Below are 25755 nucleotides of genomic sequence, written 5' to 3'. Positions count from 1 at the left end.
GCGGAATTGAAAGACGGAAATATAAATATTGCTGATCAAGCAGAGACTATTATAGGGAAAAAGAATACAAAATCTATGAAAAAATCAACGAAAAAAAAATCATCAAAAAAAAATAAAGTAGATATCTCACAATTAACAGAAGAAGAACGTAAGTTATTAGCGGTGTCTCATATACAGCAATTAATAACCGAAGGCCTGAAAAAAGGGAATCTGACATATACTGAAATCATGAATGTTATGGAAGAAGATGAGTTGACGCCGGACCAGATCGATAAAATGTATGAAACATTTGCAGAAAAGGGTATTGATATACTGGGGGAAGTCGATCAGGTTAACCCAAACGAGGATTTGGATGAAGAAGATAATGAAAAGTTATCGGATACGGATTTGTCAACAGTTGACTTGTCAGTTCCTGAAGGTGTCAATATAGATGATCCGGTTCGCATGTATTTAAAAGAAATCGGCAGAGTACCACTGTTGTCGGCGGATGAAGAAATCTCTCTGGCAAAAGCAATTGAAAAAGGAAATGCGCCGGAAGCGGAACAAGAGGATATTCATGCCGGTGTTATTGCTAAAAAGAAACTGACAGATGCTAACCTGCGGCTTGTTGTCAGTATTGCAAAACGATATGTAGGACGAGGAATGTTGTTTCTGGATTTGATTCAGGAAGGGAATCTGGGATTATTAAAAGCTGTAGATAAATTTGATTATAGTAAAGGGTATAAGTTCAGTACCTATGCTACATGGTGGATCAGACAGGCAATTACTCGGGCGATAGCCGATCAAGCACGAACCATTCGGATTCCGGTACATATGGTTGAAACAATCAACAAACTTATCCGAATTTCCCGTCAATTGCTGCAGGATAAAGGCCGGGAACCGCTGCCAGAAGAAATTGCCGATAAAATGGGGATTTCTGTAGAACGTGTGCGGGAAATCATGAAAATTGCACAGGAGCCGGTTTCATTGGAAACGCCTATCGGGGAGGAAGAAGATTCTCATTTGGGTGATTTTATTGAAGATCAGGAGGCGGTTGCTCCTGATGATGCAGCTTCCTTTATTTTATTGAAAGAACAAATCGAAGATGTATTTTCGTGTCTTACGGAACGTGAACGTAAAGTGCTATATCTTCGTTTTGGGTTAAAGGACGGCAGGCCGCGTACCTTAGAAGAAGTCGGACAGCATTTCAATGTTACGCGGGAACGTATTCGTCAAATTGAAGGAAAAGCTCTTAGTAAACTACGTAATTGGGGCAAGCGCGAAAAGATTAAAGATTTTTTATAATAAATTAAAGTCTTGACGGCCCGGTGTTATTAGCGTATACTATTCGAGTAAGGTTTGATGGCCTTACGGCCCGGGCCTATAGCTCAGCGGTAGAGCCACCGGCTCATAACCGGTTGGTCCCTGGTTCGATCCCAGGTGGGCCCACCATGAATAAAAGAAGCTATTTCCTCTGGAAATAGCTTTTTTGATACCAACTTTTAGACAGGATGAGTTCTATGAGGTTATCTAAGCGTTTAGCATCAGCATTATCTTTAGTGGTACCAAACACCCGTATTGCCGATATAGGGACAGATCATGGATATATTCCGGCCATTGCCTGTGCCAATGGAATTTCTCCGAAGGCTATAGCGGTAGATATAGCTCCGGGACCGCTGGCGGCGGCTAAAGAACATATTGCCCAATTAGAGTTGCTCGACCGTGTTTCTTGTCGGTTGGGGAATGGATTGCAGTGTATCCAGCCGGGTGAAGTAGACGGCATTGTTTTCTGCGGCATGGGAGGGTTGTTGATTTGCCAATTGCTGTCGGAAGCACCCGCGGTATGCAGCACATTGTCTTACTTAATTATTCAGCCGATGCGGGATATTTCTCACGTACGGCGTTATATATATGAAATGGATTGGCATATTGAGGAAGAACGGCTTGTTTTTGAGGATAAGCATTTATACGAAGTCATATATGCGGTCCCGGGACATCGAGCACCTTTGGAGGAATGGCAATATGAAATCGGCCCGGTGAATTGGGAAAAAAAAGATCCGTTATTGCCGGCGTTGATTTGTCAGTTGATTGAAAAATATGAGGTGATACGTGCAGGTCTTCAGAAACGTAAATTTGATGCAACGGAACCAATCAAAGAAGTTCAAGCACATATTGCTGTATTGGAGGGAATAAAATGGCTGTACAATTGCGAAAAATAATTCGCCTTATGGAATCCTTTGCCCCGCCGGAACTTGCAGAATCTTGGGATAATTCAGGATTGCTGCTGGGAAATCCTGATGATGAGATTCAGTCCGCGATGGTAACGCTTGATGTAACGATGGAAAATGTAGATTATGCAGCTCATCACAATATAGATCTTATTATTAGTCATCATCCGGTAATTTTTAACAAACTTGCAGCTATCCGCACGGATACATATGATGGACGGTTATTGCAAAAACTCCTGGTTCATCATATTGCGGTGTATAGTGCACATACAAATTGGGATAGTGCCGAGGGCGGTGTTAATGATATACTGGCGGAGCAAATTGGATTGAAGGATGTGGAAGGCCTTATTCCGGTAAAGCAAGAAGCGTTATATAAGTTTGTTGTATATGTTCCCAGCAGCTATGAAGATATTGTACGGCAGGCTTTGGGAGAAGCCGGTGCAGGATTTATAGGAAAATACAGTCACTGCATGTTTTCTGTTGCAGGTGAAGGACAGTTTAAACCCTTGGCAGGGACACATCCTTTTATTGGAGCAATCAACAGATTGGAGAAAACAGCAGAAATCCGTGTGGAAACCATTATTCCCGAATCGAGACTCAGTCTTGTAGTATCCGCTGTAAAAATGGTTCATCCCTATGAAGAGCCCGCTTTTGACATATATCCTATGGTCAATAAAGGAAAAACGTATGCATTGGGCCGTATTGGCAGTCTGAACGAACCGGAAGAAACCCGTATCGTATTGCGAAAAATAAAGCGTATTCTTCATATCCAAATATTGTCTTATGCCGGGAATGAAAGCTTGCCGATTAAAAAAATAGCTCTTTGCGGTGGAGCTGGAGCCTCTTTCCTTAAACAGGCCAAACAAGCCGGTGCGGATTTGTATCTTACAGGCGACGTGAAGTATCATGAAGCACAGGAAGCGGTAAAATTAGGCATGGTTATTGCTGATGGCGGTCATTTTGGCACAGAAAGGCCGTCTATGGTTGTTTTACTGCAAAGATTACAGGCTGCTTCTATAGAACGAAATTGGGAGGTTGTCTGGAAGGAAGATAGTACCAGCTGCGATATTTTTAAGCATTGCTGATACACTAAGGACGATTGTTTTTGCAGAGAGAAAGGAAGAGTATCATGAGCAGAACAAAGCAGAGGGAACAACTGAAAAATGAACCGTTGTATGCCATTTTAGGAGAGTCCCTGTCATTGGGCCGGAATAATCTTGAAACGGCAGAAGCCGTTATAAATGCAGGCGTGAAAACTATTCAATATCGTGAGAAGAATAAGACATGGCGTCAAAAGTATGCAGAAGGAACCGCTATTGCGAAAATGTGCCGCCAACACGGGGTGACGTTTATTATGAATGATTCTGTTGATCTGGCAATTGCCTGCGGTGCTGATGGTATTCATGTCGGACAAGATGATGCGCCGCTTGCCATTGCGCGTAAGATGGCAGGGCCGGATATGATAATCGGAGTATCTACTAATACGGTTGAAGAGATTCATACCGCGGTTCTCGAGGGTGCGGATTATGTGGGTTTTGGACCTATGTTTCCTACACAGTCAAAAAAAGATGCCAATCCGGTTGTGACGGCAGAGGCTGTTTCTTATGCATTACATAAATGCTCGATTCCGGTTGTTGCCATTGGCGGGATAGAAACAGAAAACATTGGCAGTTTGTATCAACAAGGTTTTCGCTTTTTTGCTATGATTAGTGCTATTGTTTCACAGCCAGACATAAAATCGGCGGTAACTCATTTACGGGAATTGATTGAAATTAGTAAAAAATCTGTTTGACCGGACCGGCATTTTATGATAATCTAATTGGGATGAGTATGAAAAGCAATCGCCAGTATGTGAATATTGGAGGAAAGTCCGAGCTCCATAGGGCAGGATGCCGGATAACGTCCGGCGAAGGCAACTTTAGGGATAGTGCCACAGAAATGTGTACCGCCACGTATGTGGTAAGGGTGGAACGGTGCGGTAAGAGCGTACCAGCGGTAAGGTAACTTGCCGGCTAGGCAAACCCCATCTGGAGCAAGACCGAATAGGGAAGGGATGAAGCGGCCCGCTGATCTTCCGGGTTGTGTCGCTTGAGCGTAACAGTAATGTTACGCCTAGACAGATGATTGCTGCTGCGCAAGCAGAACAAAACTCGGCTTACTGATTACTCATCTGCGAATGATACAGGCTTTTTACTTTAAGCAAAAAGCCTGTTTTTTCTTAATAAAAGAGAGGCTTTTCTTACTTTACATTTAGTACATACCATGCTATTATCGTAATAAGTGGGTAAAAGCACTAAAATATCAATTATGCATACGTGAAGGTGTGTGTAAAAGTGAGGGATTCAAGTTGGCATTGATAGTGAAAAAATTTGGCGGAAGCTCAGTAGCGACACCTGACAAGATGCGTGCTATCGTTAACCGTGTTTTGAAGGGGGAACAGCCGGGCGATAAGATTGTTATCGTTGTTTCGGCTATGGGGGATACTACCGATGATTTAGTGAGTCTTGCTAATGAGGTCACCAGTAAACCTATAGGACGAGAAATGGATATGCTTCTTTCTGTGGGGGAACAGATTTCTATTGCGCTGATGGCTATGGCTTTTCAAGAAGCCGGACATAAGGCGATATCCTTTACGGGAGCACAGGCTGGAATTACTACAAGCAGCGCATTCAATAAAGGCCGTATACTGGATATACAGCCAGACCGTATTTTAAATGCTTTGAACGACGGCAATATCGTTATTGTTGCCGGATTCCAAGGAATTACTGATATAGGCGATATTACAACGTTGGGCCGCGGTGGATCAGATACGACGGCAGTTGCTATTGCAGGCGCTATGAATGCTGATGTATGTGAAATATATACAGATGTAGATGGAGTGTATTCTTCGGATCCGCGTGTTGTACCTACTGCTGTTAAAATGCAAGAAATTACATATGGTGAAATGTTGGAAATGGCGAGATTGGGAGCTGGCGTTATGCAGCCACGGGCAGTAGAGATGGGCAGCCGGTTTAATGTTCCTATTCATGTACGCTCTACATTTAATGACCATCAAGGAACAATGATTCAGGAGGCATATTCCATGGAAATCAAACAATATATGATTCGCGGCGTAGCGGATGATAAAAATGTAGCAAAAGTTACAGTATTAGGCATTCCCAATAAACCGGGGTATGCATATCAAGTATTCTCTGAACTTGCAGATAAAAATATTGATGTGGATATGATTGTACAGAGTGTCCGGGTTGCTAATGAAGGAGAAACAGATATTACTTTTACTATTTCCCGTTCGGACTTGATTGCAGCTAAGGAAGTACTGGATCATCTTTGCAAGGAATTGGGAGCTAACAATGTCCTTATTGATGATAAAATGGCTAAAGTATCTATTGTAGGTGCTGGTATGGCTGGACATCCCGGAATTGCTGCCGGCGTGTTCGGTGTATTGGGAGAAAATGATATTAATATTGAAATTATCTCTACTTCAGAAATCAGTATTTCCTGTTTAATTTCCGAAGAAAATGTAGAAAAAGCTGTAAAGGCCATCCATGCACGCTTCTTTGATGAACATTGAGGCGCATATGTCTGTATTAGATAATTTTGTCGAAGAGATGTTGAAACAGGAGGTACCAAAAGCTGCGCTTATAGACAGGATGCTGCGGGGCCTGCGTAAAGAACGGATGCCGCAGTTTAATGTACCGCCTAGTAAATATACGTTTGAATCCAATTTACATGGTTTGATGTATGATTACCAGAATGGCTGCGTTACGATATCTTATAAAGTGGCAAATTCTGTTTATCCGGATTTGACGATATCTTTTAATACGTTTAGAGTGATATTAGAAGGACTTGCTGTGTGCATCCGAAAGCAAAAATGGTAAACAAAAACCGCAATCTCAATATGTATTGGGATTGCGGTTTTTTACAGGAGGAAAACATATGTATGCAGGTGTGGATATTATACAAATAAACAGGATGGAACAATTGGCTGCTCGCCGCGGAACGTCGCTGGAAAGAGTATTTACACAGCAGGAACTGGCATATTGCCAGAACCGTGGTTCATCCCGGTATGCTTCTTTGGCGGCTATGTTTGCAGCTAAAGAAGCGTTTTTTAAAGCCTTAGGTACTGGATTTCGGCAGGGGAAATGGACGGATGTTGAAATATGTCATACAGATTTAGGAAAACCTTATTTTAAATTATATGGCTATTATGCAGCGGCAGCGGCTGACCATTCTAACTATGAGCCGGCACTTTCTATTAGCCATGATGGTGAATATGCGATAGCACAAGTTGTGTGGGAGTAATAAATCACAGGGGGCTTTGACATGAAAAAATTATGTACAGCAGACCAAATGCATCATATGGATCAGACCGCAATGTATGGCAAATACAAAATTGCACCAGTGGTTTTAATGGAAAACGCCGGACATGCTGTTGTGGAAAAAGCGAAAGATCTGATTATCAGCTGGCATAACAAAAGGGTTATTGTTTTTTGCGGAAAAGGAAATAACGGAGGCGATGGGTTTGTCATTGCCCGTCATATACTAGCTGAAGGAGCGCGCGTTTTTGTGTATGTTTTAGGTAAGGACGCGTCGTATAGCACGGAAGCAAATTATCATTTGCAGACGTTATATGCCATGGCAGAGGAAGGTTCTTGTGTGATAGAAAATTATGCAGAAGGAAATGAGGATAACCAACAGCTGCATCAGCGTTTGAAAGAGACGGATATCATAGTCGATGCCATAGTGGGAACGGGATTTCATGGACAATTGCATAATCCGGCGACATTTCTTGTGCGCTGTATTAATGATGCGGCAAAGAATGGGAAAATTAAAGTTATTGCTGTTGATATTCCCACGGGTGTTAATACTGACACGGGAGAAATAAGCGGTAATGGTGAAGAACATACCGGGGAACCTATATATGCCGACATGACGGTAACTTTTGGTGCATTAAAGAGAGGAATGCAGTTTTATCCCGGGAAAAAATGCTGTGGTTCTATTGTATGGGATCCGATTGGGATGCCTGTTTCTTTGTTGCGAAATCGAGAACAGAATGCTGCATATCTTCTGGAAACAGCTGATATCGAACGTGTCCTTTGCTCCCGAGCGCCGGATAGTCATAAGGGAACGCATGGAACGATTGCTGTTGTCAGCGGAAGCCGGGATATGATAGGAGCTCCTCTAATGACTTGCCGCGGAGCCATGCGGGCAGGTGCAGGAAAAATATTTCTTCGGGTACCTGAACAAACAGCATCTTATTGCATCGGAAAATTGCCGGAAATCATGGTCAGAGGAATTGGCAGTGGCAGCGAATTTTCAGAAAATGATGTGTTCCAGATTCTAGAAGAAGCTAAAAAATGGACAGTAATCGCTATAGGTCCTGGGATGGGGAAAAACTCGAAAACGAAGACATTTATACAAGAAGTTATCAGAAACACGACGTGTCCTATTGTTATTGATGCGGATGCGTTAAATCTTATTCATTCGGAAAAAGAATTTATTTCACCATATGGGAAACGTATTATTATGACGCCTCATCTTGCTGAATTCAGCCGGTTAAGCGGTGTTTCTATTGCAGAGGTAAAAAAAGATGTTATTGAAGCCGCTAAACATTTTGTACACGAATGGAACGTGACGCTTGTTTTAAAAGGTGCACCGACCGTTATTGTTTCATCTGATGCGCAAACGGTATATGTAAATCCGACAGGGAATGCAGGAATGGCTGCAGGCGGCATGGGCGATGTTCTGACCGGTATGATTGCCGCGTTTGCGGCACATGATGGAATGCCGGATTTGTGTGCAGCGGCTTGTTCCGGTGTGTTTATACATGGTGCTGCCGGCGATTATTGTTATAATAAATATGGGCCATATGGATATTCTCCATGCGAAGTAGCGGATGCGATACCACGTGTTATAAAAGCATTAGAAATAGCCGGGGATACGGCTTCAGAAGATAGAAATTTATTTGGGATGATGGAATCTATATAATGAGTTCTACATACCGGAAGTTTCTAATGTTTTTCTTAGAAATGTGTCTTATATTGGCGGTTCTATTAATTGCAGGATGCGGCCGGGTGCATCTCGGAGATTCTTCGTTTGATGCAGCTGGTGATAAAGTTTGTATTTTTGTTTTACATGTAGGACAGGCAGATGCGGCACTTATACAATATTGCGGAAAAAATATGGTGATTGATACCGGGGATGTCGACAGTCGTGCATCTTTGATTAAACAGCTGCAGGAACGGCATGTGAAGGAAATTGATTCTATTATTATTACACATCCGCATGGTGATCATTTAGGTGGCATGTCCGCGCTGTTTAAAAATTTTAAAATTCATCAAATTTATGATAACGGAGTCAGTTCGAATAATGCCATGTATCGTAATTATTTGAAGCATATAAAGGAATATAATATTTCACGCAGTGTTTTACGTAAAGGGGATAGGGTTGCATTAGGAGATGATGTTCAATTTGAAGTGCTATCTCCGCGGAATACGCTTATTTCATCGGAAAATACAGAAAATGAGACAAAAAATGGGGTTGCGAATGATAATTCTATCGTGTGTCGTTTAACCTACAAAAACTTCTCTATGCTTTTTATGGGGGATGCGCAAAAAGAAGCTGAAAAACGTCTGCTTGCTGATTATGGAGGTCATTTAAAATCTGATGTGCTGAAAGTAGGTCATCATGGCAGCAAAAGTTCCTCCTCTGTCGCTTTTATCAAAGCGGTTCGTCCTACGACAGCCGTTATTTCCTGCGGTGCCGGCAATCGTTATGATTTTCCACACACAGAAACATTACAGATATTAAAAAAAGAATCTGTACAAATTTTTCGTATAGATCGGGACGGCATTATTACTATATGCAGTGACGGTGTCAAATTTAGTGCGGAAAGGGAGCATTGATATGAAACTCATTGGCAGTATAGACAGAATTACGGAACAGGATGCATACATTATCGTTGATGATGCGGCAGAACATGAAATACGTATTCCGTTAGCCTGTCTTCCGCAGGGGGCGGATGAAGGCATGGCATATACGCTGGAAATTATAAGAAATAAAGAAGCAGAGAAAGAAATGCAGGAAGAAATTGAGTTATTACATAGGCAAGTGTAAATACGAAATAGTTTCTTAACAGGGAATTCTATGTTTCATTAATGAAGAAAAACATGGTATAATATAAAAGCTAACAAACCCAAAAAGGAGAAGATACCATTGTTTAAAAAACTATTATTAATTCCGATTTTGGCCATTATGTGCATTTGCCCGTTATTTCCGGTACATGCTGCAAATAGTACAATAACGAATGTCAAGGTTGTTACTCGAAATGATGCAGAAGTTCCTTTCGTCAGAACAGTGCTGGAAGTGACAAATACAGTAAAGCCTAAAGCTGTATTGGATAATACAGGGAAATATATTACTATTTCGCTGCCTAATACGCAGATTGCTGATGGAGTAGCTCACACGTATACGGGGGATAAAAATGTTATATCACAGATTTCGTTGGCACAACATATGTATGCTACGGATATCAATATTCGTGTGCCTCAGGTTTTAAACAAAAACGATATTAAAATTTTTTCTTTAAGCAGTGACTATAAAAATGGTCGGCCGAACCGTATTGTCATTGATATAAACGATAAATCTGGCACAGTGAAGCAATGGAGACAATGGCAATCTAAACAGCAATACCAAGGAAGCGGTGCGGCTGATGATCAAAACGTCACGGCATATGCAGTTCCTGCATATAATTTGAATAATTCGTACAGTTTAACCTCTGGCTTAAAGGGAAAGATTATTTGTATTGATCCCGGACATGGCGGCAGTGATTCCGGAGCTTTAGGCGCTTTTTCAAAAGAAAAAGATATTACATTGGCAATTTCTATGCGTCTAAAAAAACTTTTGGAACAAGCCGGGGCAAAGGTGATTATGACACGTACTACGGATGTCGATGTATATGCACCTAATGACGGCGCAGTAGAAGAACTGCAGGCTCGTTGTGATGTGGCAAATGCGGCGGGTGCCGATGTGTTTGTATGTATTCATATCGATTCGTATTCCACTCCCGATGTCGGAGGGGTAACCGCGTATTATAATAACAAAACGCCGTATGATTTAGGATTGGCAAAATATATTCATAAAGAAAACATGAAAGCCACGGCATTTCCGGATCGTGGGGTACAAACTGCCAATTTCTATGTGCTGCTGCACACGAATATGCCGGCGACATTGGTGGAATTGGGCTTTATTTCTAATCCCAGTGAAGAAAAAACATTAAACACAGACGCTCAACAGCAAAATTTTGCTGAAAGCATATGTCAAGGATTGTCGGATTATTTTCAAAATTCTGGTAAATGATGCGGTTTATATTGACAATTCCTTATTACTAAGGTAGAATAAGTAAGTCATAGCATAGCACAGTGGCTGTGGTAAGCCGCATGAAGAGGCTGATAAGTCCGTAAGGCGCCGTATTCAGCGAGTATATTGATGAGGAGGTGTCACTATGTACGCTATTATTAAAACTGGTGGTAAACAGTATCGTGTTGCTGAAGGCGATAAAATTTTTATCGAAAAGCTGGCTGTTCCCGCCGAATCAGAAGTTACATTTGATGAAGTATTGGCAGTTGTTAACGATGGAGATGTAAAGATTGGTTCTCCTGTTGTTCAAGGTGCGAAAGTAACGGCTAAAGTTTTAGAACACGGCAAAGAAAAGAAAATTTTGGTATTTAAATACAGAGCAAAATCTAATTATCGTCGTCGTCAGGGCCATCGTCAGCCGTTTACAAAAGTTGTTATTGAAAAGATTGAAGCATAATGATTTCAATTACGCTGCAGTATGATCAATTGCATGAAAATAACGGATTTTCTGTGTCAGGCCATTCTGACTATAGTGAGGCAGGCAGTGATATTGTGTGTGCTGCTATATCAGCTCTTACACAGACCGCACTGCTGGGTTTGATGGAATATCAGCAGGAGTCAGTTGAGTATGAGATATCTGATGGCTTTCTGAACGTTCATGTGGATTGTGTTACTGACGAGGCACGAGTTATTTTAAAGACTTTGGTTTTAGGATTAGAACAAATTGTACGGCAATATGATTCGTATGTCGTACTGAACAGATAAGTCAGGAGGTGGACACAATGTTTAAATTTGATTTACAGCTCTTCGCTCATAAAAAGGGACAGGGCAGTACACATAACGGCCGTGATAGTGAATCTAAGCGTCTTGGCGTTAAATGTCATGATGGTTCTACTGTAAAAGCCGGCAACATTATTGTACGCCAGCGCGGGACTCATTTCCATCCGGGTACTAACGTAGGTATTGGCAAAGATGATACGTTATTTGCTACGGCAGCTGGTAAAGTTGCTTTTGAACGTGCCGGTAAGGTTAACCGTAAGGTTAGTGTATATCCGGTTGAAGCTTAAGTATGATATAAACCCCTGCCATATATTATGGCAGGGGTTTTGTTGTACTATCTTTGTGTTTTTTTTCACAAATTTTATCTCAATACTATTGGCAAGCGTTGTTTTGTGTGATATACTACGCATAGTGCAAAAATGATTACAGTTAAATACATGATTCAGTCGGTATCATTGAGAACCGGACTAAGTTATAACTGTGAAAGTTATGCATTAATAATTAGCGACTTGTATCTCGTTGAGAACAAGAACGGAGGAATTGAATATGCAAAAAGAGTTAGGTATTAAATCTACGGCGGCGCCCGTAAGACGTCCTTTATTTACGACAAGAGAATTAACCATTGTGGGTATGCTTTCCGGTATTACGATGTTGCTTGGACTTACTGGATATGGTTTTGTTCCACTGCCGATGATGAAAGCAACGATTTTACATGTACCCGTGATAATAGGGGCATTAGTTGCCGGTCCCAGAGTAGGTGCTATGGTTGGTTTTATGTTCGGCTGCTTTAGTATTTTTCAGGCAATTACCTCTCCGGTGATTTTGTCTTTTGCTTTTTTAAATCCTGTTATTTCTATTTTGCCTCGAATTTTAATTGGTGTCGGTGCCTATTATATATATCATTTTTTGAGTAAAATCATTGCTAAACAATCTGTAAGTATGGCGATTGCAGCATTGGCCGGTTCGATGATTAATACCATAGGAGTTATGGGGGGGATTTATGCAATTTACGCAAGAGATTTTGCAGCGGCTCGCAATATTCCCTTGGATAATGTAGTTAATATCATTCTTGGTATTTGTACAGTTAATGGTATTCCGGAAGCCATTGTATCGGCGGTCATTACAGTTCCTGTAGTATTGGTTTTGAAAAAAGTGATTCATAAGAAATGAAATTATGCAAAACGGTGTTGTCGGATCTATTCGATGACGCCGTTTGTTGTTTTATTTAATGATAAAATATTTTGAAGAAAAAACTGCCTTATATATGACTGTATGTACTTAATGGAATTGAAACTGTCTTGAAAGATAGGAATACATTCGGCTGATTTTATCCCTTTTTATTATTACAAGGAAGAAATACAGTAGAGAAATATTAGAATGGCTGCAAAGGAAAAAACAGATAGTTTCATGTAATTACCGCGGCATCCTTGTATCAATTTAAATAGAGTATATTGCTTGCTTTAAAAATTTATAGCGGAAATACCTTTATATAGAATGGCTATTTGTGCAAGAAGGGATATTGCATAAAAAGATAACAGGATTATAACGAAATATTCTTATATAAATTCTTCTATAACATGATATAATAAAACATATACGGGATACGGTGTTTAAAATATCATATACTGAGGTGAAGGCATTATGATTCTCTATTTTTCCGGGACAGGAAATTCTTTAAGTGTAGCAAAGAAAACAGCTGTTTTGACCGGAGATACAGCAATACATATTTCAGATTTGATGGGAGATGGAACAAAAATTTATGATGAAAGAATTGGAATTATTTTTCCGGTTTTTTTCTTTGACATGCCAGATCCGATGCGTGTTTTTGTAGAATATACGCGGTTTAATCCATCTGCTTATATTTATGGAATTGCAACATGCGGCGGCTCAGAAGGGAATGCTATTTATAATTTAAAAAATATTCTTTTACATAAAAATTGCCGGTTATCTTACGGAAATGTCTTGAAAATGCCTTGCAGCAGTACCATTGCATCGCGGAGAAATATTAAATATAAACTTAATTATTTAGAGGAACAGGAAAAGCGAGTGCAAGATATATCTCAAGATATTTTGCAAAAACGAAAAAACTCAGACAGTATTACTTATAAGATTAAAGGATCTATTTTTAATATTGGATTTATTAATAAAAAAGCGAAAAAGTATTTTGCAGTTTCTGTTGATACAAATATTTGTGTAGAATGCGGCATTTGTGAGCAAATTTGTCCTAATAACAATATTGTATTGGATGAGGCAGGTGTTCATATAGGCGCAGATTGTTCTTATTGTATGGCATGTGTTCATTGGTGTCCACATGCTGCCATTAAGATTCATGGTAAACATGTTCAGATAAAAGATCAATATCATCATCCAGACATCGGGTTGTTGGAAATGTATCGACGCTAAATCATATCAATAAAAAAATACCTCTTAACTATTTTTAGTTAAGAGGTATTTTTTTATTGATATTAATTTTCATATTAAAGATAAAAACTAGCAGCATGTATAATATAAAATACACAATTAATATATTGAAAATAGCGTAAATTACAAATATTAAAGAGATTAAATAATTAATAATATATAAAAAAAGTATATATAAAATGATAATTAATATTAATTAACGCATTGACTTTGCGATAAAAGTCATTTATAATTTTATCTATAATGATTATCATTATTATTAAAGGAGGCAGGATCATGTTAAAAAAGAAAGGCTTTGTAATACGCGCTGCGGGGGAGTGCTTATGGGGAAAGGGTGAAACGGGAACCACATAGAATGATGATATAACTTGAAGCAACGGACTTATTTTAAATTTTATCGGTAGTGACGATCTGACTGAAAGGGAGAATGAAATGAAAAAAATTATGATGGGTACTGTTATAAGCTTAGGGATACTTTGTGCGCCTGTTTTTGCAACAGATAATGAAGCAATTGCAGCAGCTGCTGTTTTGCCGACTGATGTTGGGATAGCAGGTACGGAAGAAAAAAAGACTCCGGAAGAATTAACATGGTCAGGTGATGTTTCTATAAAATATGAACGCGATACAATGGAGAATTCTCCTGCTATAGATGGATTAATGTACAGTTTCCGCTTGAATGCTGAAAAACAGTTATCTCATGGATTTTCTCTATATGCCCGATTGGGTGCTCAATATGCTACCCAGCCAAGTTTAGGTGATTTTAATACCGATGCCTATGATGTGAATAAAAAAGGTGTTATTGCAATAGATATGTTTGGATTAACGTATAAAAAAGGAGATTTTTCTTATAAACTCGGGAGACAGGATTTGACAATTGGAGCGACTGCTTTATTATATAGCCGTTCAGATACTAATATTGGCATCCGTAATTTTGTTGATGGACTGACAGTGGAAGGAAATATGGGGAATATTGCTTTAACTGGTGTTGCTGCGCAGGAGGATAATGATGGGGCTGCCGATAATCATTTATATGCAATACATGGTACCTATGATGTAAATAAACGAATGCAGGTAGGTGCTACATTAGGACGGTACGTATATGCTGATGATTCTGGGCAAAATACAACAAATGGTGCTGTAGATGCTGCGTATAAATTCAAAAAAAGTACGTTTACAGCAGAATTAGCTAAATCAAATGCGGATAAAGATAATAAAGCATACGCCGTGACTTGGAACTATGCCTTTAATGATAAAACAGCAGTATATGTTACAGCATTCCGGGTAGAACCCTATGCAGATATGGGACAACAAAGTGATTTTGATAATAATAATCGTGGTTTTTATTACGGAATTACACATCAATTAACTAAAAATGACAGTGTTGAAGTTGTCTATAAAGATCAGAAGACGCTGCGTGATGCCGATGATACTGCCGGCGGTTCTCATAATACAAAAATTGAAGCGACTATTACACATTCTTTTTAGTATATTGGAAAAAAGCTATGCCCATTATTTTGAGCATAGCTTTTTTCCAATATACAACGTATAGTTTCCTATATATATTATGATTATAATTTTCAATTATAATCATAATATATATAGGAAATTTATAAAAAATAATTAGAAAACATGTGATTTATTTGACTATTCTTGGCATAACATGTTGCGCTTTATTAATTCTATGTGATAATTTATATCAATATTGATATTGACAATTATTATCAAATAAGATAGAATAAAAAAGTAATGGTGATGTATTTTTTAGGAGAGGTGAGGATATGAGTGTAGTCATTGTTGGCGGTAATGATTGTATGGTATGCAGATATAAAAATCTTTGCAAAGAATATGACTGTAAAGCGAAAGTATTTACCCAAGTCCCGAGTGATTTTAAATCAAAAATCGGATTTCCTGATTTGGTGGTTTTATTTACCAGTACAGTAAGCCATAGTATGGTTCGCTGCGCTGTAAAAGAAGCCCAGCGAAAAAATGCCGTTATAGTACGTTCCCATACGAGCAGTTCGGCCGCTTTAAAATCCATATTAGATGGTCATGTGGAATGCTGAAAGAAAATTTTACCGGTAATCGCGAAAGGAGCTGAATTGTTGTGCGATTGGAGCAATTATTGGTGTACCATGGTGCGCCAACCTTGGCAGGATTAAAAATTGCGAATTTGATTAGTATTCCTGAGAGGGAATATAACATTGTAAATGATACATTACTTATCAAATATAACAGTTTATGTAATAGTAAAGGGATATATTTTCAAATACTTTGTTCTTGTAAAAATCGATATCTTTTATATGTCTATAATAAAGAAAAAGTAGAAAGATATATAAAAAAGCCAGAAAGTAAACATTTTTTGTCTGATGCTGGATATGAACCGGGACTCAGATTAGAAACACAGCTGATTATTCTTTCTGCCCGATTTAAACAAAAAAAAGAATTCCCCCATGAATTAGGAATTTTTTTGGGATATCCGGTGGCAGATGTAAAAAAATTTATTCAGTTTGGCGGCAATCAGGCGAAAATTTGCGGGGAATGGAAAGTATATACCAACGTAAATGCGGCAACGGAAACGTTTCGACAATATTCTTGCTGTCGTCAGGATTATTTGCATCGATATAATTTGGGATACTCTTTATTAAGTTTAATTGTTGCATAACGCGTATATGTTAATGATAAAAATCATGACTTATATATTTTTTTAGGAGGTAATAAAAATGGTAGAAATCGTATATTGGAGTGGCACGGGAAATACAGAAGCTATGGCGTCAGTCATAGAGAAAGCAGTGAAGGATGAAGGCAAAGAGGTTGAATGCGTATGCTTTGAGAATACGGATGCAGATTCTGTTGCAGCCCATGATGTTATTATAATGGGATGCCCGGCAATGGGGGCAGAAGTTTTAGAAGAAACTGTAGTTCAGCCTTTCTTTGATGAGTTAAAAGGAAAATTATCCGGCAAAAAAGTAGGCCTTTTTGGATCGTATGGCTGGGGAACTGGGGAGTGGATGGAAAATTGGGTTGCAGCAGTGAAGGAAGCCGGGGCTGTTTTTATAGATCCCGCAGTTATCGTAAACGGTGCGCCGGAAGACATAACTGATTGTACTGCATTGGGAAAAGCGGCTGCAGCATTGGCCTAAAAAAGTATTGCGCATGATGACACTTCGCCATGTGCGGTGAAGTGTCATTTGCCTGCATAAAATGTCTGCAAATAATATCAAAATAAAAGTTAAATGATATTGTTTATCATTGACAAAACAATGCGTTGTTGTATATACTTATGATAGTAAAAATCAATATCAATGGAGGCGAAGATAATGGAAATTATGAAATTATCGGAAATGAAGAGAGGAGAAACCGGTGTAGTTGAAACATTGCATGGACATGGCAATATACAGCATCGGTTAGTGGATATGGGAGTTGTAAAAGGAACTCATATTACGGTGGTAAAAAAAGCTCCATTGGGTGATCCTGTAGAGGTTAAGGTCAAAGGATGTGCATTGTCATTACGGTTAAATGAGGCGTCTATGATTGGCGTTTCTTGCGAGAGGGGGAGACAGTAGTCATGAGTGAAGCAGGAATGATCAAGATTGCCTTGGCGGGTAATCCCAACTGCGGAAAGACGACCATTTTTAATAATATTACCGGAGCTAAACAACATGTTGGAAATTATCCCGGAGTTACGGTAGAAAAAAAAGAAGGAACTTGCGTTTTTGATAGTAGGAAGATGTTATTTGTTGATTTACCAGGTACATATAGTTTGACGGCACGTTCATTGGATGAAGTGGTAGCGAGAAACGTTATTATTAATGAAAAGCCCGATTTGATTGTTAATGTGTGTGATGCATCCAATCTTGAACGAAATTTATATTTAACAGCACAACTTATTGAACTGGGACGTCCCGTAGTGTTGGTATTAAATATGATGGATATAGCTGACCGCATGGGAATTAAAATTGATATTCAAAAATTGAGCGAGCGCTTAGGTGTTGCAGTAGTACCTGTTATAGGCAGTAAAAATTTAGGCACTAAGGACATATTGCATACGATTCTTGAGGCTTCCGGTGCGAATGCATTTCATAATCTGGAAGTTGACTACAGCAATGAATTAGAACCGTCTATTCATGTATTAACGGATGCGATCACAAAACAAGGTATTATTCATTATCCTATCCGGTGGCTGGCTATAAAATTATTAGAAAATGACAGTGAAGTAATAGATAGTGTAACTGCTTTGCAAAATACGGAACATATTTTAGCATTAGCGGCAACTTTACGTGACAATTTAAAAGAAAAAATGGATTTAGAATTTGTATTTGCCCAGTATAGACATCAATTTGCTGTTGCTGCTTATAATGATGCTGTTTTAAATATGGGCACTAGTGATTCCTTATCTGATAAAATTGATCATGTTCTTACAAATCGGGTATTAGGGCTTCCGATTTTTATGTTCATTATGTGGCTTATGTTTAATGTCGTCATGAAGGTGGGCGCTATTCCTCAAGATTGGCTGAGCAGTGGGTTTGATGCCTTGGGAAAATGGATTGGACCTATGATTGCCAATGCACAACTAAGATCGCTGGTTGTGGATGGTATTATCGGCGGTGTTGGCGCTGTTTTGAGCTTTGTACCGTTAATTATATTATTGTATTTGTTTATCAGTTTGCTGGAAGATACTGGTTATATGGCCAGAGCTGCATTTTTGATCGACCGCATTATGCGTGCTTGTGGATTGCATGGAAAATCATTTATTCCTATGATATTAGGCTTTGGGTGCAACGTTCCGGGAATTATGGCTGCCCGTACACTGGATAATCCAAAGGATAGAATGGTCACCATTTTAGCGCTTCCGTTTATGAGCTGCGGGGCCCGACTCCCAGTATATACACTTCTCATTGCAGCTTTCTTTACGGCGGGACAGTCAGGAACCGTGTTGTTTGCTATGTATATATTGGGAATTATAGTTGCCATTGTACTGGCGACGGTATTACGCTCCACTGTATTTAAAGGAGAACAGGAACCTTTTGTTATGGAAATGCCGCCATATCATATTCCCACCATAAAAGGTGTTCTGATCCACATGTGGGAACGTACTGTATTATATCTGAAAAAAGCGGGGACCATTATTTTAGGAGCATCCATTTTAGTGTGGTGCCTGACTGCATATCCTATGGACGTGGAATATTCACGTGATTATGATGCCGCTAAAGAAGAAATAGCTGCGTCTGTTGATATACAGCAAGCCCCTATTTTAAAGGACATGGGATTGGAATCCATAAAACAGGATCCCGCCTTAGCAACGATGTATGAAGCGATGACTACTGCATCTGACAAAGCAAAGGATGATAAAGAGAAGATTGAAGAAGGCGCTTATCCAGAAGCCTTCGCTGCATTGCAGGAATCGGATCCGGCTGTTTATAACAGAGCTCTTCCGCTATATGATATACAGCAAAAAGCGGATGCAGATACTGATGATTTAGAAACAGCCCAAAAATCTGAAAAATTACAACAAAGTTATGCGGCGTCCATTGGACACTTTGTTGAACCTGTTCTTCGTCCTCTGGGATTTGACTGGAAAATAGGGGTAGGTCTTGTTGCTTGCACGGCTGCTAAAGAAGTAATGATAAGTACACTGGGAACAATCTATAGTGTAGGTGCAGATGCCGATGATGATGATAATTTGATTACATTCTTATCTGAGGACCCGGATTTTAATCCGGCCGTAGCATTATCTTTAATGGTATTTTCTCTGCTATATATGCCTTGTTTGGCAACACTGGCTGTTATGAAAAGAGAAACAAACTCTTGGAAATGGCCGGCCATGTCTGCCGGTTTAGGTGTAATACTGGCGTGGGTGTTTGCTTTCGCTGTTTACCATCTTGCTTTATTAGCAGGATTGGGAGCATAATATATGATAACGGTAAGGAGGTGCGGAATTTATGGATATTTCAACTTTGATTGTTGGAAGTATCGTAATTTTAGCTGCAGTATATATGATTAGACATTTTCGTGATATTGTCCGCGGCAAAAGCGGTTGCTCCTGCGGCACTTCGTCATGCTCTGCGTGTCAGGCTAAACACGTCTCGGGGAATGCGGATACAACCACAGCATTGCCGCCATGCTGCCGTGACAAAAATTAAATTTACTGCATAGAAAGAGTATAATTTGCAATTATAGAATACCTTTTCTATATCTAGTAGACCTGGTTTGGGTTTATAATTGATATAGGAAAGGTATTTTCATTTGTAAATAAAAAGGAGGATTCTGTAATGGATTCAAGAGATACGCTGTGTGAAATCGGTAAAAAAATGTGTTGTTATAAATTGGTGGTGGCTTGTGATGGAAATATAAGCTATCGTAAGGAGAATGGTCATATTATTATTACCCCTTCGGGAGTATCTAAAGGGAGTTTGACCAGAGATATGTTGTTAGAACTTGATTTACAAGGAAATATCATAACCGGCAAAGGAAAACCTTCATCGGAAACTAATTTACATTTGGCGATATATCGTAAACGACCAGACGTCAACGCTGTTTTACATGCACATCCTATTGTCTCAACAGCGTTAACCGTAGCAGGGGCGGCATTCCCGGATAATATTGTAACGGAAGGACGGGATTATCTGGGGCATGTTGTAACGGTTCCTTATGCCGAGCCTGCTTCTATGGAGCTTGCAGAATCCTGTGCAGCTGTTTTGGCTGATGTCAATGTAATCCTTATGGCGAATCATGGAGCAGTTTCTGTTGGAAATGATTTATACCAGGCGTTATATCGAATGGAAACGCTGGAGGCGGTAGCCAGCATATATCGAGATGCTTTGATTTTATCCCACGGGACAAGCCATAGTGAAAAATTAAAATTTGTATAATGAGAATGAGAAAAAAATTGTAAAAAAAAACTTTGATTTTTTTTTATTTTAAAAATACATTAACAGCATGGTTGACGTATAAACCGTTACAAATAAGGTGCTTTTTGAAATGCTGAATAAGAAAAACTTATTTATTTTTTAAAAAAACCTATTGTACACTTATTGCAAAATGTCTATAATGAATTCAAGATATAAATTTAGGTAATGAATGATATGAGCTCGACGAAAAGCAATGAAGCAATAGTATGGCAATACGTTGTCTGACAGAAGGCTTGATTATCATTTAATACTCTATTGTCAAAAGGTGATGTTTTTTTAAAACGATAAATATATTGTGTGAGTTCATTTTAATTGGCGCCGGTTAAGAGTATCTGATCAGTGTATTTATCGGTGTTTTAATTATTTGCTGATACGTATTGATACCAATACTACTGATTTTACTATCAGTAGTATTGGGATTGATACTGTATTCATGCGCAAATATTCTGTATTTAAGGTGAATGGAGGTTTTTTTAAATGGCAAAAGGTGAAGTTTCTCAGGAATTAATTGAAAAGTTAAAATCTATTGTAGGTGAAAAGTATTGTATTACAGACAAAGAAAAATTGGAACCCTATGGTCACGATGAAGTAACGGATCCTCATTATATGAAACCAGCACAGTGTGTTGTTCTTCCGGCTAATACGCAGGAAGTAGCCGCTTGTGTAAAGGCTTGTTATGAAGCTGATACAATTATGGTTCCCCGTGCAGCTGGTACAGGTCTTGCTGCTGGTGCGGTAGCAATTTTTGGCGGCGTTATCATTTCTATTGAACGAATGAACAAAATTCTTGAAATAGATAAAGAAAATATGATTGTTACAACAGAACCGGGCGTAACAACAGCAGTTTTACAGAATACTGTTAAAGATGCCGGCCTTTTCTACGGCGGAGATCCCTGCAGTGGGGATTCTTGCTTTATCGGCGGCAACGTTGCAACGAATGCCGGTGGTAACCGCGCTGTAAAATATGGTGTAACCCGTGATCAAGTCCTTGGTATGGAAGTTGTTACTCCAGCAGGTGACATTGTTGAATTAGGCGGGAAAGTACGTAAAAATGCTACAGGTTACAGCTTAATGCATCTGTTTATTGGTTCTGAAGGAACCTTGGGAATCATTACCAAAATATACCTTAAATTAGTTGCTTTGCCGAAATTCTCGATGGATCTCTTGGCAGTATTCGATAATTTGGATGATGCTATTGCTTTGACACCAAAAGTAATGAATGCGGGTATTACACCTGTATGTGTTGAATTTATGGACAATGCTTCTATTAAGCAGGTTGAAGTATTCTTGAATGAAAAATTGCAGCATTCTGATATAGGTAACTACATTATTGTTCAGATTGCCGGAGATAATGAAGATCTTCTTGATGAACAATGCGAAAAAATTGATGAATTGGCTAGAGAAGGCAATGCACTGGACGTATTGGTTGCTAATCCGACGGTTATCTGGAAATCCCGTAAGGCATATTTGGAAGCCGACCGTGCCCGCAGCTTAGTATTCTCCATGGAAGATATTGTTGTTCCGATGACTGAAATTCCGGGTGCTGTCAGCCAAATTTCTCGTTTGGGCGAAAAATATAATGTAGCAATGCATTGTGCAGGTCATTGTGGTGATGGCAATGTACATATTGATATTCTGAAAGATGATCGCACACAGGAAGAATGGGAAGATATGCTTCCGAAGATTCAGCAGGAAATATACAAACTTGTATATTCTCTTAAAGGCCGTGTATCCGGCGAACATGGCATTGGATTCAAACGTGCTGCTTTAATGGCAAAATACACGAATCCTGTTGAAATTGAAATGATGAAAGCGGTCAAGAAAGGCTTGGATCCTAAGAACATTATGAATCCTGGAAAAGTGGTTGACGTAACCAAATAAGATCAAGTCAAGAAAGTATCTTATATGCGGAAAACAAGGCATTTCTTTATGAAATGCCTTGTTTTGTTATAAATACGACAGATTTTTTCGTAACTTTTTTATATAATTATATAATACATTATATATGTGATATAAGGAGGAATTTTAATGATATTACAATATGGATCCAATCGTATCTGGGCAGAAAATGAAAAAAAAGAATTGCTGGCAGAAGTCCTTTTCCCGTTTGAAGGAGAGGCAATAGTAAATATTACGCATACTTTTGTAGATGATTCACTGCGGGGACAAGGAGCAGCAGGAAAATTGATGCAGGCTGCTGCAAATGTGATTCGACAAAATCACTGGAAAGCAAAAATCACTTGTTCTTATGCTGTGGTTTGGTTCAAAAAGCATCCCGAATATAACGATATTTTAGATTAAAAAGACCTGTTGAACCTAATTTGCTGTTTTGGACCAATCTCTTGGTTCTACAACATACGTTGTTTGTTTTTCAAATATAACAAAACCAGGGGCTGCATGTGCTGGTTTTTTGACATGCCGGCACAATGTGCAATCTACATCAACTTTAGAAGAAGTTCTTGCTTTACTATGATATGCGGCTAATTGGGCAGCAACTAAAATTTGATGTTCTGTCGGTACTACTCGATGGCAGGCTAAGATAACATGTGATCCGGGTGTATCTTTTGCATGAAACCATAAGTCATAGGGATGTGCTTTTTTGAAGGTTAAGAAATCATTTTGACGATTATTGTGACCAATCCAGATTTCGAGACCATCTGTTTTTATGGTTACTATATTTTGTGAGAATTCTTTACGCAATTTGTTCTTTGATGTTGCTTTTATAAGGCCCATTTTCAGCATTTCGGCTTTTATGTCGACTAGTTCATGTTTATCGGTTGTGTTATCAAGTGCATAGTCCAGCGAAGATAAATAATCCAGATATTCTTTATTCTCTGCATGAAGTTTTTGCGATATTTGTACACGGTTACGCATTTTTGTGTATCGTTTATAGTAACGATTTGCATTGTCCGTCATAGAGTAGGCTGGATTTAAAGAAATGGTTATGGGTTCTTGGGTCTCTGATAATAAATTTGTTATAGTAATAGATGATTCATGATCTCGTTTCATATAAGCGTATATCATAAGAAGATCTCCATATAACTTATATGTATCCATTTTGTCGGTTTCTTTCATTTCTAAAGCAATGCGTTTTATTTTTCGTTTTTGTTTCTCAATTAATTTTAAAACCTTTTTTTTAAGTTCGTCCTGTTCACTGTTTAAACTGCGATGAGTATGTTCATATTCGCTTAGATATTCTTCGATGGATTCATAATATCGGTGAGGATACTTTACTAAACTTTTTAACAGCAGGGGAAAAAGAATGTCCCGATTGTCACGGACATACACATAGGCTCCTTTGACATCGTTAAGTTCATACCCAAATGTTTCAATAGATCGGCACCATGTAAAAATATCAGCGGGAGACATTTCTGAAACATTTTTTTCCAAGCTGCAGCCCGCGCGAAGTGACAGTTCGTCAAGAACGATGGTGCTCATTCCGTTAAAACGTTTCAACATCCATTTGCCTAAAGGAATATGAGTATCGACAGTCATGATATCTGCTAATTCCTGTGCGGAAAAATCAAATGGGTTCATACGCATGAAATTTGGTGGGAAGTCGTACGGTTCTTTAGGATAAATGGTACGTACGGCTTGTTTTCCTTTTGTTGTCTTGATCAACGCTTCCAGAATAATTCCATTTTCAGTAAAGATTACATTGCTGTATTTTCCCATGAGTTCTATATGTATTTTTCGTGTAACTACTTGTCCCCGTGTATCCAGAACATCAACAGAAATTTCAATTAAGCGATCTAAATGAAGTTGTTGAATCGCTGCAACACGTCCGTTTTCATAATACTTGCGCAGAAACATACATAATCCAGTAGGAATGTCCGGAGTTGCAGGCATATGATTTGTTATGTATACCCGGGGAGCATCATCCAGTGTGATAACTAAATGATGACTTCCCGTATCATTAAAAATGCGAAAATATAAGCTGCGGTGATTTAGTTGATATATTTTTGAAATCTGGCCGCCAGTTAAAATTTGCTGTAATTCTTTTGTTATACTATGTAAAGTAATTCCGTCTACATTCATGTGGGTACTCCTTTTTTTATCATCTCCTCTATTGTAGTATATTTTCAATTAAAAACCTATAGTAAAAAAGTATTTTCCTTTTAATAGTGGACATAGATGACTGATTTGGGCTATACTATCATACAGAATGGCGTATAAGGAGGTCATCATCTTGCGAAGTATGACTGGATTTGGTTCAGGAACCTATAGCAACGGGAAACTACAAGTTACGATAGAAATTAAAGCAGTAAATCAACGCTTTTTAGAGGTATCGATACGCATGCCGCATGCATATTTGTCATTGGAGGATCGCATACGAAATGGATTGAAAGCGGTTCTGCATCGTGGAAAAGTAGACGTATATGTCACGGTAACAGAATTACTATGCAAAGAACCGCAGATTCGCATCGATTTTGCCAATTTAACTGCCTGTAAATATGCATTGGATAAAGTGAATGAGGAATTGTTTCATGAAAAGACCACGTTATCTCAAATTATTTCGCTGACCAAGGACTGGTTTGTTCAAGAACCGCCAACCGTTGATGCAGATGCCTGCTGGCCGGTTTTTTCCATTGCTTTGCAAGCTTCTTTGGATCGTATCGTGCAGATGCGTGAAGCGGAGGGGCTGAATATTAAAAAAGATTTATTGCTGCGTGCTGATAAAATAGAAGATACTGTTCATGCTATTGCAGAGCGAAAAGATGATATTGCGGCACATTATGAAAGCAGATTGCGTAAGCGAATAATAAATATGTTTGATGAGATAAAAGCCGTTCCTGATGAAGAACGTCTTTTGCAGGAAGTTGCCACATATGCGGATAAGGTTGATTTTACGGAAGAAGTTGTGCGATTTCACAGTCATGTGATACAATTAAGGAGAATTTTAGAAGAAAATGGCGATATAGGCCGGCAATTAGATTTTCTTATTCAGGAATTGAATAGAGAAACTAATACCATTGGTTCGAAGGCCGCCGATTTGGATGTTACAGAATATGTCTTGCAATTGAAAAATGAAATTGAAAAAATCAGAGAACAAATTCAAAATATTGAATGATGGTGATAAT

Annotated in this window: 28 protein-coding genes, 1 tRNA gene and 1 other RNA gene; 29 read left to right on the top strand and 1 reads right to left on the bottom strand. The window is 38.9% G+C overall.

Annotated features, from left to right (window positions below; translation table 11 throughout):
* Positions 1-75: 75 nt before the first annotated feature.
* The 28 genes from rpoD to BLR11_RS06860 all read left to right on the top strand — a co-directional run bounded on the left by rpoD (position 76) and on the right by BLR11_RS06860 (position 22975).
* On the top strand, positions 76-1284 hold the full coding sequence (gene rpoD, locus BLR11_RS06995; protein WP_091649995.1) for an RNA polymerase sigma factor RpoD: 1209 nt from the start codon (positions 76-78) through the stop codon (positions 1282-1284).
* A gap of 72 nt (positions 1285-1356) precedes the next feature.
* Positions 1357-1431: transfer RNA gene (locus BLR11_RS06990), tRNA-Ile, on the top strand.
* Positions 1432-1499: 68 nt separating this feature from the next.
* Entirely contained in the window at positions 1500-2198 is a 699-nt protein-coding gene (locus BLR11_RS06985) for a tRNA (adenine(22)-N(1))-methyltransferase (RefSeq protein WP_176762902.1), read from the top strand.
* Entirely contained in the window at positions 2174-3292 is a 1119-nt protein-coding gene (locus BLR11_RS06980) for a Nif3-like dinuclear metal center hexameric protein (RefSeq protein WP_091649914.1), read from the top strand. Before BLR11_RS06985 ends, BLR11_RS06980 begins: the two co-directional genes overlap by 25 nt.
* A 44-nt stretch (positions 3293-3336) precedes the next feature.
* Positions 3337-3999: a thiamine phosphate synthase gene (thiE, locus tag BLR11_RS06975; RefSeq protein ID WP_091649911.1), complete on the top strand. Its 663-nt coding sequence runs from the start codon at positions 3337-3339 to the stop codon at positions 3997-3999.
* A 33-nt stretch (positions 4000-4032) separates the two neighbouring features.
* Positions 4033-4380, top strand: an RNA gene (gene rnpB / locus BLR11_RS06970) — RNase P RNA component class A.
* A gap of 174 nt (positions 4381-4554) precedes the next feature.
* Positions 4555-5778 (top strand): aspartate kinase, encoded by a 1224-nt coding sequence (locus BLR11_RS06965; RefSeq protein WP_091649909.1) that lies wholly within the window; start codon positions 4555-4557, stop codon positions 5776-5778.
* A gap of 7 nt (positions 5779-5785) precedes the next feature.
* The gene (locus tag BLR11_RS06960) at positions 5786-6085 is read left to right on the top strand and encodes a hypothetical protein (protein ID WP_091649906.1); all 300 of its coding nucleotides are present in this window, start codon (positions 5786-5788) and stop codon (positions 6083-6085) included.
* A gap of 58 nt (positions 6086-6143) precedes the next feature.
* Positions 6144-6509, top strand: coding sequence for a holo-ACP synthase (gene acpS, locus BLR11_RS06955; protein ID WP_091649903.1), 366 nt, complete (start codon positions 6144-6146; stop codon positions 6507-6509).
* A 21-nt stretch (positions 6510-6530) separates the two neighbouring features.
* On the top strand, positions 6531-8195 hold the full coding sequence (locus BLR11_RS06950) for an NAD(P)H-hydrate dehydratase (protein WP_091649900.1): 1665 nt from the start codon (positions 6531-6533) through the stop codon (positions 8193-8195).
* 26 nt (positions 8196-8221) lie between these two features.
* A complete protein-coding gene (locus BLR11_RS06945) occupies positions 8222-9112 on the top strand; it encodes a ComEC/Rec2 family competence protein (protein WP_091649895.1) in 891 nt (296 codons plus the stop codon).
* 1 nt (position 9113) lies between these two features.
* A complete protein-coding gene (locus BLR11_RS06940; RefSeq protein ID WP_245675106.1) occupies positions 9114-9323 on the top strand; it encodes a DUF3006 family protein in 210 nt (69 codons plus the stop codon).
* Positions 9324-9422: 99 nt separating this feature from the next.
* A complete protein-coding gene (locus BLR11_RS06935; RefSeq protein WP_245675105.1) occupies positions 9423-10565 on the top strand; it encodes an N-acetylmuramoyl-L-alanine amidase family protein in 1143 nt (380 codons plus the stop codon).
* Between the two features lie 145 nt (positions 10566-10710).
* Positions 10711-11022 (top strand): 50S ribosomal protein L21, encoded by a 312-nt coding sequence (gene rplU / locus BLR11_RS06930; protein WP_091649893.1) that lies wholly within the window; start codon positions 10711-10713, stop codon positions 11020-11022.
* On the top strand, positions 11022-11330 hold the full coding sequence (locus BLR11_RS06925; RefSeq protein WP_091649890.1) for a ribosomal-processing cysteine protease Prp: 309 nt from the start codon (positions 11022-11024) through the stop codon (positions 11328-11330). Before rplU ends, BLR11_RS06925 begins: the two co-directional genes overlap by 1 nt.
* A gap of 17 nt (positions 11331-11347) precedes the next feature.
* Complete coding sequence (gene rpmA, locus BLR11_RS06920) at positions 11348-11632, top strand: 50S ribosomal protein L27 (protein ID WP_091649889.1); 285 nt, start codon at positions 11348-11350, stop codon at positions 11630-11632.
* 259 nt (positions 11633-11891) lie between these two features.
* On the top strand, positions 11892-12515 hold the full coding sequence (locus tag BLR11_RS06915; RefSeq protein ID WP_091649887.1) for an ECF transporter S component: 624 nt from the start codon (positions 11892-11894) through the stop codon (positions 12513-12515).
* A 471-nt stretch (positions 12516-12986) separates the two neighbouring features.
* Positions 12987-13748: an EFR1 family ferrodoxin gene (locus tag BLR11_RS06910; protein ID WP_091649884.1), complete on the top strand. Its 762-nt coding sequence runs from the start codon at positions 12987-12989 to the stop codon at positions 13746-13748.
* Between the two features lie 450 nt (positions 13749-14198).
* Complete coding sequence (locus BLR11_RS06905) at positions 14199-15251, top strand: hypothetical protein (protein ID WP_091649882.1); 1053 nt, start codon at positions 14199-14201, stop codon at positions 15249-15251.
* Positions 15252-15544: 293 nt separating this feature from the next.
* The gene (locus BLR11_RS06900; RefSeq protein WP_091649879.1) at positions 15545-15829 is read left to right on the top strand and encodes a DUF2325 domain-containing protein; all 285 of its coding nucleotides are present in this window, start codon (positions 15545-15547) and stop codon (positions 15827-15829) included.
* 41 nt (positions 15830-15870) lie between these two features.
* The gene (locus BLR11_RS06895) at positions 15871-16428 is read left to right on the top strand and encodes a DUF3793 family protein (protein ID WP_176762901.1); all 558 of its coding nucleotides are present in this window, start codon (positions 15871-15873) and stop codon (positions 16426-16428) included.
* Positions 16429-16486: 58 nt separating this feature from the next.
* Positions 16487-16906 (top strand): flavodoxin, encoded by a 420-nt coding sequence (locus BLR11_RS06890; RefSeq protein ID WP_091649874.1) that lies wholly within the window; start codon positions 16487-16489, stop codon positions 16904-16906.
* Positions 16907-17083: 177 nt separating this feature from the next.
* Positions 17084-17329 (top strand): FeoA family protein, encoded by a 246-nt coding sequence (locus tag BLR11_RS06885; protein ID WP_091649872.1) that lies wholly within the window; start codon positions 17084-17086, stop codon positions 17327-17329.
* 2 nt (positions 17330-17331) lie between these two features.
* Entirely contained in the window at positions 17332-19674 is a 2343-nt protein-coding gene (gene feoB / locus BLR11_RS06880; protein ID WP_176762900.1) for a ferrous iron transport protein B, read from the top strand.
* A 31-nt stretch (positions 19675-19705) separates the two neighbouring features.
* Entirely contained in the window at positions 19706-19906 is a 201-nt protein-coding gene (locus tag BLR11_RS06875; RefSeq protein WP_091649869.1) for a FeoB-associated Cys-rich membrane protein, read from the top strand.
* 129 nt (positions 19907-20035) lie between these two features.
* The gene (locus BLR11_RS06870; RefSeq protein ID WP_091649867.1) at positions 20036-20635 is read left to right on the top strand and encodes a class II aldolase/adducin family protein; all 600 of its coding nucleotides are present in this window, start codon (positions 20036-20038) and stop codon (positions 20633-20635) included.
* 516 nt (positions 20636-21151) lie between these two features.
* Positions 21152-22555 carry an FAD-binding oxidoreductase gene (locus BLR11_RS06865; protein WP_091649864.1) on the top strand — a complete coding sequence of 468 codons (1404 nt, stop codon included), beginning with the start codon at positions 21152-21154 and terminating at the stop codon, positions 22553-22555.
* 147 nt (positions 22556-22702) lie between these two features.
* Entirely contained in the window at positions 22703-22975 is a 273-nt protein-coding gene (locus tag BLR11_RS06860; protein WP_091649861.1) for a GNAT family N-acetyltransferase, read from the top strand.
* 15 nt (positions 22976-22990) lie between these two features.
* Here the strand turns inward: BLR11_RS06860 and BLR11_RS06855 are convergent, their stop codons facing one another.
* On the bottom strand, positions 22991-24712 hold the full coding sequence (locus tag BLR11_RS06855) for an Rqc2 family fibronectin-binding protein (RefSeq protein WP_091649858.1): 1722 nt from the start codon (positions 24710-24712) through the stop codon (positions 22991-22993).
* Between the two features lie 160 nt (positions 24713-24872).
* Between BLR11_RS06855 and BLR11_RS06850 the strand changes: the two genes are divergently transcribed.
* On the top strand, positions 24873-25745 hold the full coding sequence (locus BLR11_RS06850) for a YicC/YloC family endoribonuclease (RefSeq protein WP_176762903.1): 873 nt from the start codon (positions 24873-24875) through the stop codon (positions 25743-25745).
* Positions 25746-25755 lie beyond the last annotated feature (10 nt).

This window comes from Megasphaera paucivorans, from assembly GCF_900103535.1.
GTDB lineage: Bacteria > Bacillota > Negativicutes > Veillonellales > Megasphaeraceae > Megasphaera_A > Megasphaera_A paucivorans.
Note: the sequence above shows the minus strand (reverse complement) of the source record. Positions and strands in the feature narration are given on the sequence as shown.